We start from the raw sequence: 14,484 nt of genomic DNA, 5'->3' as shown, positions 1-14,484 counted from the left end.
GCGACTTATGTTCGCTGGAAAAAGAGGGTTCTTAAAGCGAATTTGATATGACATCCAAAAAACGCTTAACCTGTTTTTCCCAAGTCCAATCCAGCATAAAGTTAGCCGCAGCTAAACCGATCCGTTTTGCTTCTTCGCGATTAGTATAAACTTGCTCCAAAGCCTCGACAACTTCTGCAACATCCGACTCTCCCCAACCTTCTACACCGGGAAAATGAGCAGTCGGTTTAACTCGTCCCTGATGCGGTAAAGGATAGCAAATGTGGCTGTAAATTAAGTCTAAATGACCAGTATTTGCTGATAAAATAGTAGGAATTCCGCAGGCCATACTTTCCATTGCGACTAAATTAGTGCCGCCTTCGCAGCGGTTGGCGAAAACAGCGCAGTCGGCTTCTCGCAAAATTTGTCCAGAGAGGTGATTGGGTATTAAGCCGATGTCGATAAAAGAGTCAACTGGCAAACCGTTGGCTGCTAACCATTGGGAAATTCCTAAACTTCCGTCGCGGTTGATATTAGGAAATCCCGCAACGTTTCCGGTTTGTTCCATTCCCAACATATATTGAGGCCAAAAGTTGTGCCACGCTGTTAGTAACAGCGCTTCTGGATGTTTGGCGCGAAATTGTTTGAAAGCGGCAATTACAATGTCTTGGCCTTTGCGATATTCTAGTTTGCCACCGGAGAAAATTACGAAGCGATCGCCAAATAGATTAGATTTGGGTGCAGGATGGAAAATTGTCGGGTCAATGCCTTGATTTACCATCGCTACATTAGTCAAGCCGCAGCTTCGCAAAACATCGGCATTCCAGTTAGAACCGGCGACAATCACGCTATATTTTTTGGCTTTTTCTACGGCTTCTGCTGTGATGTGCGTGTCTTCAAAAAATATGACTCCTACTTGACAAGCGCTGGTAAGTTGATTCTCTACTCCAGACGTTACTAAATTATTCCCCAAACCGTAAAGTACGGGAAAGTTGCAGGCTATTTGTTTTTCAGAATTCGCGGTTACTAATTCCTGAAAATCTCTCTGCTTTTCTATTAGGGGCAATAACAGCGATTTGTGCAGCGGATTGAGCGATTCTGAGGTGATGGATGGGGGTGCTAAAAGTGCAACTTCCCAGGCGGGATTTCGCAGCAGTTGCAGTGTTAAATTCATGCCGTAAATTCCCCAGCCGCTGGTGATGCTGAGCGGCCAACTGATGCCGATTCCTGTTGTTTTTGGCGGGGTTTCTGGGGGGATATTTTGAGGGATTAGCAGGGGCGGTGTGTTGGTTTCCTGCCCTTGGGAAGTATAAATTAGCTGTTCTAGGGCTGCTTTTACCCGATCGCAAACTCCATCCCAATCCCCCGGTTTTTGCTGGCGAAACAGCCGCGCCGTCGGATACCAAGGGCTATCTTCGCGCTGCAACATCCACCGCCAATCCGGCGTAAAACACAGCAAAATCCATACCGGTTTGCCCAAAGCACCGGCTAAATGCGCTACAGCAGTATCAACAGAAATTACTAAATCCAGTTGCGATATCACCGCCGCAGTATCAGCAAAATCGTTCAAATTGTCGCTCAAATCGATCGCGGAAGTTTGAGTCAACAAAGTACGATCGCCCGCCGATAATTCTTTCTGAAGACTGTAAAAACTTACGCCCGGAATATCAAACAATTTCAGAAAATAGCTTAAATAACTCGATCGCACAAAATCCTTCAAATGTTCCGAACTTCCCGCCCACACAATCCCCACTTTGAAATTGCGATTCCCTACGGGATAGCTGCGCTTCACGGAGTTTAGGGAAAATTGCCAATTCGGCGGCGCTGCTAAATAAGGAACATTTGCCGGTATATTTTCTAAAGTTGTTCCCAGAATGTGCGGCAAACTCATCAGCGGTATTTGCACTTGAAAATCGGACAATTCGTCCATCCGCACCGCCACTTGCTCGATGCCAGGAATCTGCTTGAACAAACGCTTCAATTCTTGATAGCAAGAAAGGATAACTTTGCCGCCTTTTTGCTGCACGATTGCCGCGTAGCGCACAAACTGAATTGCGTCACCCAAACCTTGTTCGCAGCGAATCAAAATAGTTTTAGAATGCAAATCTGAACCGTCCCAAATCGGCCGATCGAAATTCAACCACTGTATTTTTTTTGATTGATCGGTTTGCCAGCGCCATTCGTACTCGGCAAAACCGCGCTGCAAGTCACCTGTTAATAACAGCGCCAAGGATAAATTGAAGTGAGCTTTAGCACAATTTTCATCGAAACTAATAGCTTGATTGTAACATGAAATTGCCCGGTCTACTTCCTGCTTTGCTTCTAAAACAGTACCTAAATTATTCAGCGCTTCTACATAATTTGGCTGTAAGGCTATGGCTTTTTCTAAGCTGACCAAAGCTCGATCGAATTGGTGCATTTCTAAGAATAGATTTCCCAGGTGATAATGCCCTGCGGCGCTGTCAGGTTCTATCTCAATTGACAGACAATAAAGGCGTTTAGCTTCTTCTAGCTGATTTGTTGCTTGCATGGCCGCGCCCAAATTTACGATGGCCGGCACGTAATTGGCATTGATGGAAAGTGCTTGATTAAAACAGGCGATCGCACTTGAAAAATTGCCCTGCTGCTGGAGTATCGCGCCGAGATTGTTGAGAGCTTTGACGTAAATGGGATTTAGGGCGATCGCCTTTTGGAAACAAGATATAGCATCGTCTATACGGCCCTGAGTTTGCAGCAAAATACCAAAGTTATTTTGGGATAGAGCGCAGTTCGGGTCGATTTCGATTGCGCGCTGATAATATTTTGCAGCACCTGTTAAATCGCCTGTTTGGTGCAGCGCAACCGCTAAATTGGTGGTGACTTCGACCGAATTTGGCTGCAAAACTAAAGCATTTTCAAAATACGCGATCGCCTCAATAAATTTTCCTTGCGACTTCAGCAGATTTCCCAAATCGAACTGTTGCTTAGCCAAGTCAAAATTAAGCTGAGTTTCTATTATTGGTTGAGATTCCTGATGCTGAGCAACTCTTTCTCGGAGCGCCAAACCAACCACTTCTAAAACTCCTTCCCAATCTTGCGCTGTTGACTGACGAAACAGTCGCGCCGTCGGATACCAAGGGCTATCTTCCCGTTCCAACATCCACCGCCAATCTGGCACAAAACACAGCAAAATCCACAGGGGTTTGCCCAAAGCACCGGCTAAGTGCGCCACAGAAGTATCTACAGAAATGACTAAATCCAGAGCCGATATTGCAGCCGCTGTATCGGCAAAGTCGTGCAAATAAGAGCTTAAATCTGTAACGGGCATTTGATCCAACAAAGCGCGTTCTTTTGCTGTCACTTCCTTTTGCAAACTGTAAAAATCTGCTCCGGGAATATCTAATATTTTGGCCAACAAATTGAGCGGAAACGAGCGCACTTTATTTTGTGAATTGTTAGTATTGCCACACCAGACAATCCCTACTTTTAAATTAGTAGTTTGCTTGAAAGTAAATTCCCCGCCGGGAGGCGGAGCTAAATAAGGAACCTGGGCGGGTATATTTTCTAAGGTTGTTCCCAGGAGGTGCGGCAAACTCATGAGGTGCGCGCGAACTTGAAAATCCGGCGCTGCTTCTGGACTAATTATCAACTGATCGATTCCCGCCACTCCTGCAAACAAGCGCTGCAAGTGCGGCAAACACCAAACAATTACCCGACCGCCTTTTTGCTTGACTAATTCTGCGTAGCGGATAAATTGAATTGCATCGCCCAAACCCTGTTCCGGGCAAAGCAAAATTGTTTTTCCATCCAAATCTTTGCCGTCCCAAATCGGCTGGAGAAAGTTGTATTGCGGGAACTGTTTTTTTTCAACAACCAGCCGCGATTCGTATTCTGTAAAACCACGTTTAAAATCTCCCGCCAGCAGCAATGCTAAAGCTAAATTTAGGTGAGATTCGGGGTTGGCGATATTGAATTCAACTGCTCGATCGTAATAGGTGACAGCATCTGCAAATTGTCCGCTTTGGTGCAGAATGTTTCCCAAACCGTTGAGGGAATTGAGATAACCGGGTTTGAGTTCGATCGCCCGATTGTAACAATCCATCGCCTCCGCCGTTTTTCCCGCTTCCTCAAAAGCTTTAGCGAGATTGTTCAAAGCTTCGGGAAAGTCGGATTTCAGGCTCAAAGCTTGGTGGTAGCAGGCGATCGCATCTTGAATTTTACCTTGTTTGTGCAAGACAATTGCCAGATTGCAGCGAGCGCCCGCACTGGCGGGAAATTTCTCAATCGCTTGCTGGCAAAAGACTAGAGCCTCATCTAACTTATCTTGGTTTGACAGCCAATTCCCAAAAGCCAGATCGGTTGCTGCCAAATCGGGTTGCAGCGCCAGAGCTCGTTCGTAATAGGCGATCGCATCTGCAACTCGGCCCTGCCGGATCGAGGCGTATGCTAAGTTGTGCAAAGCGTCGAAATAATTGGGATCGAGCTCGATCGCCCGTTCGTAATTTGCGATCGCGCGATCGTAATCCGCGCCCGATTCCTCCCCTTGTTTCTCCAAAGCAATTCCCAAATTCAAATAAGCCGCCGCGCAAGCAGGATTGACTTGAATCGCTTGCTGGTAAAGCGAGCAAGCCTCCGCCAGCTTCCCTTCTTCTTCCCGCAGCAGCCCCAAATTAATCATCGCTTCGGCACAATTGGGGTTCAAAGACAGCGCCCGCTGGTATTGTGCGATCGCCTCTGCTTTCTCCCCTGCTTCCGCCAGCGCGCTGCCCAAATTGCTCGCAGTTTCCGCCAAATTCCCGTCGATTTCTAGCGCTTTTTTGTAGTGCGCGATCGCCTCTGTCAAGCGCCCGACGTGCTGTTTGACAACGCCTAAATTGCTGTGGGCGGCGGCGTAATTTGGATCGATCCGTAGCGCCCGCTCGTAACATTCGATCGCACCGCCAAAATTGCGCTGCACCTGCAAATTTCGGCCAGAGCGAAACTCTGCATCCGCCGCCGCCGAAGGCACGTAGGCTGCGGAAACCAGGCGGCCCAGAGATTGCGCCACCCGGTCAAAAACGCCCTCCCAGTCGCCCCGCTGAGCCTGCCGGAACAGCCGCGCCGTCGGATACCAAGGACTGTCTTCGCGCTCCAACAGCCACCGCCAATCCGGCGAAAACGCCAGCAAAATCCACACCGGTTTACCCAAAGCGCCCGCCAAATGGGCGACAGCGGTATCGACGGCTATCACTAAATCCAATTCGGCGATCGCAGCAGCAGTATCGGCCAAATCCCCAAAATCCCAGCTCAAATCGACGATTGGAGTTCGATTCAACAGCGCGCGATCGACCTCAGAAACCTCTTTCTGCAAGCTGTAAAAACTTACCCCCGAAACGTCCAAAAGCGGTAGAAACTGACTTAAACTGCAAGAACGCTGCATATTTTTGCGGTGTTTGGGATTCCCCGCCCAGACAATCCCAACTTTCAAATTTCTTCCCGGCAAAAGCCCAAATTTAGCACCCGCATTCCCAGATAAATAAGCAGTATTTGCCGGGATTGTTTCCACCGTTGTACCCAGAACATAGGGCAAACTCAACATCGGCACTTGCACGTCAAATTCCGGCAGCGGCTCGCCTCTAACTATTAGCAAATCAATCCCGTCAACCGTTGCAAACAAACGTTGCAATTGCGGATAACAGCCAACAATTACCCTACCGCCTTTATTCTTTACAATCGCAGCGTAGCGGATAAACTGAATCGAATCGCCCAAACCTTGTTCGGCGTGCAGCAAAATAGTTTTTCCCTGCAAATCGGAACCATCCCACAGCGGCCGGTATTCTCTCGCCGCCACTGTATTTCCCGGCCCAGCTAAAAAACAGGAATGACCGATTTTAAATTCATTAATTTTCCAGCGCCACTCGTACTCCGCCAGACCATTTTCCAAATCTCCCGCCAACAGCAAAGCCAAGGACAAATTGAGGTGAGCGCTAGCATGATCTGGATTCAAAACAATCGCCCGTTTGTAGCAGGCGATCGCCTCTTCTACCGCGCCTTTTTCCAGAAAAGTCCTGCCTAAATTGTTAATAGCTTCCACAAAATCCGGCAGCAATTCGAGAGCTTTGTGATAATATTCTAGGGCATCTTCTAAATTGCCTTGTTCTTGCAAAACAGTTGCCAGATTGTTGTAAGCTTCCCAACTGTGTGGGTTAATTTCCAGCGCCCGCCGGTAGAGGTTAACAGCCTCTAAAAGTTCGCCCTTTTCTTGCAGCGCCACCGCTAAATTTATCAGTGCGGGTACGAAATCAGGATCTGCGACGAGGGCTTGTTCGTAATATGCGATCGCCTCTGCGACTTGACCTTGCTCCTCAAAAATTTTTGCCAAATTGTAAGCTGTTTGAGGAATATTTGGATCGAGGGCTAAAGCTTCTCGGTAATGCGGAATAGCTGCATCTAACTCGCCATTTTCTTGTTTGAGAAAACCATAATTAATCCGGGCTTGCACGCAATTTGGATCGAGAAATATGATTTGTTCGTAAAGGGCGATCGCCTCTTGCTTGTCGCCTGTTTCCATCAACTTTTCGGCTTGCTGCAACATATCCTCTAAAACAACCGAATTTTCCCCATTAGCCGCCCTAGTAATAGATGTTTCAATTGGCGGCATTTGCTCGATTGCTACGCGGTTGGCCAGCGCTTCGCCCGCTGTCAAAAATATTTTTTGGCTATCCTCAACCAAGCTAGGATTTGTCATTTCCAGCGCTGCAGCATCGACTGTCTTTGCGAGAGACAAATTTTTAGTATTATCCTCGGAATAAGTAGTAGAATTGGCGATCGCCAACAAACTCAAAGCCGCCTGCACATCCTGAAACAATTCTTGCCAATTTTGTGGCTGACTTTGACGAAAAAGCCTAGCAGTTGGATACCAAGGATTGTCTTCGCGATCCAGCAGCCAGCGCCAGTCAGGTGCAAAAGAAAGCAGCACCCAAACCGGTTTTCCCAAAGCACCAGCCAAGTGCGCGACAGAAGTATCGACACTAATCACCAAATCCAGTTGAGATATAGCAGAAGCCGTATCAGCCAAGTCGTTCAGGTGCGGACTTAAATCCGGCACCAAGTGATGGTTGAGCAAAGTGCGATCGCTCTCGGACAAGTTTTTTTGTAAACTATAAAAAGCGATTCCCGCCACCTCAAACAACGGAATAAAATCGCTCAAACTGCAAGATCGCTGATTGTCTTTCCGCCTGGTTGGATTCCCCGCCCACACAATTCCCACCTTAAATTTGGCATCAGAAGCCAGCGCAAACTTGCACTCAGCAGGCGGAGTCAAATAAGGAATATTTGCGGGTATTGTTTCGAGAGTTGTCCCCAAAATTCTGGGTAAACTCATCAGCGGTGCGTGAACGTCAAATACTGGTAAACCCTCAAAACTAACTGATAAATATTCAATGCCGGCAACAGTCGCAAACAACCGCATCAGTTCTGGATAGCAAGCCACGATGACTTTAGCGCCTCGGCTGCGAAGAATCGGGGCGTAGCGAATAAACTGAATCGAATCGCCCAAGCCTTGCTCGACGTGCAGTAAAATAGTTTTAGAATGCAAATCCGAACCATCCCAAAGCGGCTGTAGAAATTGCCTCGGTTGTAGTGTCGAAGTGCGCCACCGCCACTCGTATTCAGCAAAACCGCGCTGATAATCTCCGAACAACAGCAAAGTTAAACTAAATTCGAGGTGTGCGGTGGCGTTGTCTGGCTGCAATTCTAAGGCTCGACGGTGACAGTAAAAAGCCTCTTGAAAATTGCCTAAATCTACCAATGCGTGTCCGAGGTTGTTAATAGCATCCACGAAGTCAGGCTTGAAGCTTAATGCTTGTCGGTAGTGGTCTAGGGCTGCTTTTGTCTTGCCTTGTTCGTGGTAAAATGCTCCGATATTATTTTGCGCGTCGGGATTTTGCGGTTCTATTTCTACAGCTTGCTGGTAGCAGTTGAGAGCTTCGGTTAATTTATTTTGTTGCTGCAAAACTCTGCCCAATCCTAGCAGAGAATATGTTAATTTAGGATTTATTTTTAAAGCGTGCAAATAACAGGTCGCTGCATCGTCGAATTGATTTTTTTCTGTAAAGATTTTACCTAAATTGTGGGCGGCTTCAACCAGGTTTGGGTCGAGTTTAAGCGCTGCTTGGTAATATACAATTGCCGCGTCTGTTTCGCCTAATTGCTGTTTGAGCCAGCCCAATTTATTGCAGGCGAGTGCGGAATTTGGCTGTATTTTGATAACTTGTTCGTAACTGGCGATCGCCCTTTGATATTCGCCAACATCCAGCAAAACATGGGCTTTATTTAAATGTGCTTCTACAAAATCGGGGTTTTGGGCGATCGCGCGATCGTAAAAGTCGATCGCCTCAGCAACTTTTCCCTGCTGTCTCAGCGCTATTCCCAACAAACAAAGCACGTTTGCTGACTCCGGCTCGACTTCTACGATTTGCCGGTACAAATTTTCAGCTTCTAACAAACGCCCAGCTTGGTGATGTTCCCAAGCTCTTTTCAAACAGTCTTCAGCACTCTGTTTAACGGCAGATTTTTGCAGTTTTTTCTTAGAAGCCATAGTTATCTTTGTTGTTTGGGAGTTCGCTAACTTGTAATTACCAACTGATTCTAATTTGTTAACTATTCCTTCCTTTCTTCTTCCCTGGAAGTATTTATGCAGAGAGCTTTCGCATCAAAGTGCCGAATATTACTAGAAACCAGAAAAATATCCAAGCCAGCAGGAATTTCGCACTTCTAAAAAACCCTTCTTAAACACTCTATATGCTCCTTCCTCCTGATGACCAATAACTAATAACCAATAACTAATAACCAATAACCAATAACCAATAACCAATAACCAATAACTAATGACTAATGACTACTGACTACTGACTTCTACCCTAACAAACAAGCTGCTGGAAAAATCAGATATTCTAAGAAAAACAACTTCCAGATAAACTGATAAAAATCCGCAATTTCTTTTTGCTCATCCAAATCAACTTTTGCGCTCCAAAACCACATCAAACCCAAAGCCGTCAAATGAGAAACTGCCAAAAATATTAAATTAACATTAGACAAAACAATGACTCCCGCCACAGTCGCGCCCAAATAGCAAACTGTCAACACCCAGCGAGACAAATTAAAGACTGCCGGCTTGCCCAGCTCAATCGTAAACGTAGTAATATTGTATTGCTTGTCGCCTTCCATATCGGGGATATCTTTGAAAATGGCGATCGCAAAAGTAAACACCACCACAAACACCGTCAGCACCCAAACTTCCGCAGGAATCGCAAAAGACACACTATCCAAACTCCAGCCCGAAAAAGCGCTTTTCGCCCTTCCCAAACCCAACACCCAATTAAAGTGTAAAAATAACCCTAGATTTACGATCGCGCCCCGCACCGTAAAAATGCACAGCGCCGCCCAAAAAGGAAACCGTTTCAGCCGAATTGGCGGTAGAGAATAAGCAGTCCCGATCGCCAAACTAACACCAACTGTAGCCAGCAAAAACGGCCCTTGCAAAACAGCAGTCAAAATTGCCAAAATTCCCGTTACAGCTACAATTAATTCCCCTGTTTTTTGAGAAAAGGCCCCAGAGGCGATCGGCAAATACGGCTTATTGATTTTATCAATTTCCACATCTTCTAACTGGTTCAATCCCACAATATAAATATTGCCGCAAATGCAAGCCAACCAAGCACAAGCTAGGGGCAAAAATATAGGATTCACAAACAGTTGTGCGCTTTGGGCGATCGCGTACAAAGCCAGCACGCTCAACGTAGTCCCCACAATCGTATGCGGCCGAGAAAACTCCCAAAATGCCCTCACCCAGCTTTGCGGAGCCGAGCCATCTTGATCTTTATCAATCCAAGACTTATCAATCGAATCGTTGCCCATAAATCCCACAACCGCACCAGAAATAATATTAAGTAAAGTGGAAATTATCCACCTTACTTAATTGAACTTGTAGCCAGAAATATCATCGACCGAACCCTCTTCCTTCTTCCCTCTTCCTGATGACGTTGGACGGAAAAATCGCGGGGGGACAGCACTAATGACTAATAACTAATGACTAATAACTAATGACTAATGACTAATGATATCAAATCCGGTAGCATTGGAATGATTCAGATATATATTCTCGGACTCTGTGTACTCTGTGTACTAATAAGGTTCAATCATTCCGATGCAAGCGGAAACGATATGACTAATGACTAATGACTAATGACTAATGACTAATGACTAATGACTAATGACTAATGACTAATGACTCATGACTAATGACTAATGACTAATGACTAATGACTTCTGACTAATGACTAATGACTAATGATTTATTTTACAGCACAAATCAGTCCGAAACGAATCAATCCGCTCTGATATCCCCGGCTCATCAATCCGAGAGCGAGTGCAGCTTGAATCGTCGTCCAACCGCTCGTCAGCAAACCCCAAATTGCGTTCGGAGTCAAAGCAGAATCGATCACCACATCCCAAAACGGAGCAACTGCTTTTGACCAATCAGCGCTGCGAATATTTGTAAAAGGCAAACTGCGGACAATTTCCTCATATTCCGGCAAAGAAATCACGTAAGGTAAAGCATAAACCCGGTAAATTTCTGCCAACTCCTTTCTCTCTGCATCAGTTAATTCTCCCGCCGTTTCTCCCACCGGGCGGTGACACCAAGTTGCTAACATCAAAGTTCCTCCCGGCTTGAGCACGCGACAGCATTCCTGCAAAAACTTAATTTTGTCGGGCATATGTTCGCCACTTTCGAGGGACCAAACTAAGTCGAAGGACTCGTCAGGAAAAGGCATATTCAAAGCATCTGCTACTAAAAAGTTAACATTGCTTTCGAGTCCTGCAATTTTAGCGCGTTCAGTCGCTCTGTTGGCCTGTACCGGACTCAGGGTGATGCCGGTGGCCATCACGCTAGCGCCCGTTTTGTTTTCTGCGGTCGATCGCCCAAAATCTCGATCGACCTCACCATCCGACTTTAAATTATTTTGGGCGATCGAACTAAACTTTTGAGTCAAATAAAGCGTGCTACCGCCGATTCCGCAACCGACATCTAAAATGCGGTAAGGTTCGCAGAGTGCCTTCTCTGACGGTACTCCAGCCTCGCCTAGCAATTCTTCGATCAAATCTATCTGAGCCTGTCGGCGCTCTTTTTTCAAATTCCCATCCGCGCCGTAGTAACCGTGGTGCATATGTTCGCCCCACACCTGTTCCCACAAACCGCTAGAAGCGTCGTAGAGTTCCTGAATTTGCTGGTAAAGTGTTGATGTCATCGCCAGATCGCAAGTTATTAAAGGAATTCTACCGTTATTTTCCCGATGTTGTCATGGAATGTGGCGATTTGGTGCGATCGGTCGATCGGCATTCCCCAGACCGAGATATCCTTATTTATACCCCTGGATAGATTTGTCGGTTTCCTCTCAAATCGAAAAATCTCAAATCTCAAATCGATTTGTCGATTCCCTCTAAAATCTACAATCTACAATCTAAAATCTAAAATCTAAAATCGAATGACTGTCTCGCGAACCATTGCTTTGGGCTTTCTCGCCGTCATCGCCGCAGGTGCTCTACTACTGATGATGCCTTTTTCCACAATCGATGGAACTTGGAACAATCCCATCACAGCACTCTTCACCTCGACTTCCGCTGTTTGCGTCACAGGCTTGTCGGTTGTGGATGTCGGAAAACATTACTCTTTTTGGGGACAACTGTGCCTAGTTTTACTGGTGCAAATAGGAGGCTTGGGCTACATGACAGCCACGACTTTCTTGCTGCTGTTATTGGGCCGCCGCTTTGGCTTGAAAGACAAAATTGCCCTGCAACAATCTCTCGACAAATCCGGGCTAGCCGGCGTAGTACAACTCGTGCAGTCAATTCTAGCAACAACGCTTTTGTTTGAATTAACAGGAGTGTTTTTGCTGATGTCGGTTTTCGTCCCCCAATACGGATTTAAAGAGGGCGTGTGGTCGGCCATATTTCACAGCGTTAATGCCTTTAACAACGCCGGCTTTAGCCTCTACTCAGATAATTTGATCGGCTACATCAATTCGCCTATTGTTAACTTCACTGTCGGCGGTTTAATCATATTTGGGGGAATCGGCTATCAAGTAATTATGGAAATGTACCTGTGGGTGCGAGATCGGTTCAACAAAAGCCCTATCTGCACAGTTTTTTCCCTAAATTTCAAAGTCGTTACCAGTACAACTGCCGTTCTTTTAATTTTAGGAACGCTAGCCTTTTTGGTGCTGGAATACAACAACCCAGCAACTTTCGGTCCTCTCAATTTTCCGCAAAAGGTGATGGCAGCTTGGTTTCAATCTGTTACTCCCCGCACGGCGGGATTCAATACAATTGACATTGGCAAAATGAGCGAAGCCGCGCTATTTCTGACTATCGCGCTGATGTTTATCGGCGCCAGTCCTGGCAGTACCGGCGGCGGAATCAAAACCACAACTTTTAGGATATTGTTTTGCTGTACCACAGCAGTTATCGAAGGTCAGGAAGATGTGGAGTGCTATCAGCGTCAAATCCCGCCAGCAATGATTCTGAAAACCATTAGCGTAGTCTTCGGTTCCCTGTTGGTCGCGTTCACATCTGCAATTTTAATCGAGCTGACCAATCCCCAAGTAGAATTTATCGCAGCGCTGTATGAAGCAGTTTCAGCTTTTGCCACGGTCGGTCTTTCCACAGGGATTACAGCCAAGCTTTCAGCGATCGGTAAGTTGATTTTGATTGCTACAATGTACATAGGTCGGGTTGGAGTGCTGCTGCTGATGAGCGCTGCATTCGGCGACCCAAAACCCAGGTCTTTTAAGTATGCTGAGGAAAGTTTGTTAGTGGGATAAAAAAATCCTGCCTACTTCCTGATAATCTAAACAATGGGTGACAACCCAAATCAACTTTTACTATTTAGTCACAAATCAAAAGGAGGCGGCGCTGTCTTTGCTACAATTTAAAAAGCAAGACTTTCAGCGCTGGATATTGAGTGAACCTGTCATCTTTGAATTTTTTTAGCGGTTTGCGCGTCGATAACAAGCAGTTTGCAGTTATTGGTTTGGGACGCTTTGGCAAAGCTGTGTGTTCGACCCTGCATGACTTGGGTTACGAAGTTCTCGCGGTTGACACCGACGAAAAAAAAGTAGCTCAAGCTTTGAACGATCGTATAGCTGCTCACGTTTTACAGTTAGATTCTACTGAGCCTAGCGCTCTTAGGGGAGCAGGTATATTTGAATTTGAAACGGTGATTGTGGCGATCGGCAATTACCTAGCAGAAAGCATTACCACCACCCTAAATCTTAAGGAAGGCGGGGTAAGTCACGTAATAGCTAAAGCTTCCTCGGAAACTCACTTGAAAATTTTGAAAAAAGTCGGCGCAGATCATGTGGTTTTTCCAGAACGAGAAATGGGCCACTCTTTGGCCCGAATTCTTACAAAACCCAGCATTTTAGAACGCTTTGATCTCGACCCAGATCACAGCATAGTTGAGTTGCTCGTTCCAGAAAAGTTTGACGGTAAAACAATTTCGGATTTGGAACTCCGGCGCAGGTATGGTTTGAACTTGCTAGCAGTCGGTCGCACCGACAAGTTCGAGATCAATCCGCAGCCGAGCCAACGTTTGAGCAAGGGCGAGGTGATGGTAGTAATTGGTTCTAATAAAGATATCAATCGCTTACCAATTTAACAGCTCGCCATTTTACTCGCTCAATATGTAGTAGGATGCTTGTGGCGCACGTTATATTGTCTCCGCTCGAACCACAAGCTTTATCTTCTAATTTTTAACCGAAATATCTAACTTGAATTTCACCAATTTTGGGGTTGTTTCTTTCGTTGCGACCCTGTAAAAATATAGTGAAAATTTCAACCACCAAGTCGTAGCACCCGACAATAGAGCTTCGGCAAATCTAAAAGCCGTCGCCCTAAAAATTCAGCCTGCATTCAAAATATTTTGCAGGTAAGCTCTAGCCACAATCAGCACCGCCACAACTAAAGCGAGTTTAATAGGCCAAGGACACACCGCCACCAACCAAATTAACGAACACACTCCAACAATTGCAGCTAGCGGAGCCGGAATCCCGTCTAGCGTTCTGTTGTCAGTCCCGGCAGTCACCCACCAAGCAATCAAGCAGACAGTCAACGGAATCAAGCAACTTACGAGCATGGTTTTTACCTCATCTATTTTTGATATTTGAAATATGAGCCTATTGTAACGATACATCAAATTTTAGGCAAGGCACCATTAATTGCGATAAAATTTCAGGTTAAAGAATTAATAAGCAAAAACAAGATTTTTTTAATTTTTAGCCAAAGATCTATCCAAAGGCAGATTTAAGTGGGAATCAGGTAAAATATGCGTATTTTTTAGTGTGAATAAGTAGTGATGAATTGTGATGGGCCCTGATTTGCATATAGCTTTTCAAGCTCTTATATGAGGTACTAAGCTGAGACGCAGCTAGATTGTATAATATAAAAAAATAAGCAATCATTAGTTATAGTGTATGCCAGCCAAAAATC

7 protein-coding genes are annotated in these 14,484 nt (G+C 45.7%); 3 read left to right on the top strand and 4 right to left on the bottom strand.

The window, feature by feature from the left end:
- Positions 1-31: 31 nt before the first annotated feature.
- From QT998_RS10515 to QT998_RS10505, 3 genes are all read right to left on the bottom strand, one after another.
- A complete protein-coding gene (locus QT998_RS10515) occupies positions 32-8,536 on the bottom strand; it encodes a tetratricopeptide repeat protein (RefSeq protein WP_333114506.1) in 8,505 nt (2,834 codons plus the stop codon).
- A 317-nt stretch (positions 8,537-8,853) separates the two neighbouring features.
- Entirely contained in the window at positions 8,854-9,855 is a 1,002-nt protein-coding gene (locus QT998_RS10510) for a homogentisate phytyltransferase (RefSeq protein WP_333114504.1), read from the bottom strand.
- Between the two features lie 437 nt (positions 9,856-10,292).
- Positions 10,293-11,246 (bottom strand): methyltransferase domain-containing protein, encoded by a 954-nt coding sequence (locus QT998_RS10505; RefSeq protein WP_333114502.1) that lies wholly within the window; start codon positions 11,244-11,246, stop codon positions 10,293-10,295.
- Between QT998_RS10505 and QT998_RS10500 the strand changes: the two genes are divergently transcribed.
- From QT998_RS10500 to QT998_RS10490, 3 genes are all read left to right on the top strand, one after another.
- Entirely contained in the window at positions 11,240-11,377 is a 138-nt protein-coding gene (locus QT998_RS10500; protein ID WP_194065878.1) for a hypothetical protein, read from the top strand. The genes QT998_RS10505 and QT998_RS10500 overlap by 7 nt on opposite strands.
- Positions 11,378-11,483: 106 nt before the next feature.
- Positions 11,484-12,818 (top strand): TrkH family potassium uptake protein, encoded by a 1,335-nt coding sequence (locus QT998_RS10495; RefSeq protein WP_194065879.1) that lies wholly within the window; start codon positions 11,484-11,486, stop codon positions 12,816-12,818.
- A gap of 140 nt (positions 12,819-12,958) precedes the next feature.
- The gene (locus tag QT998_RS10490) at positions 12,959-13,654 is read left to right on the top strand and encodes a potassium channel family protein (RefSeq protein WP_194065880.1); all 696 of its coding nucleotides are present in this window, start codon (positions 12,959-12,961) and stop codon (positions 13,652-13,654) included.
- Positions 13,655-13,897: 243 nt separating this feature from the next.
- On the opposite strand, the gene QT998_RS10485 is transcribed toward QT998_RS10490, so the two are convergent.
- Positions 13,898-14,131, bottom strand: coding sequence for a hypothetical protein (locus tag QT998_RS10485; RefSeq protein WP_194065881.1), 234 nt, complete (start codon positions 14,129-14,131; stop codon positions 13,898-13,900).
- Positions 14,132-14,484 lie beyond the last annotated feature (353 nt).

The organism is Microcoleus sp. S1D4 (assembly GCF_036700765.1).
Lineage (GTDB): Bacteria > Cyanobacteriota > Cyanobacteriia > Cyanobacteriales > Microcoleaceae > Microcoleus.
This window is presented reverse-complemented; position numbering and strand designations above follow the sequence as displayed.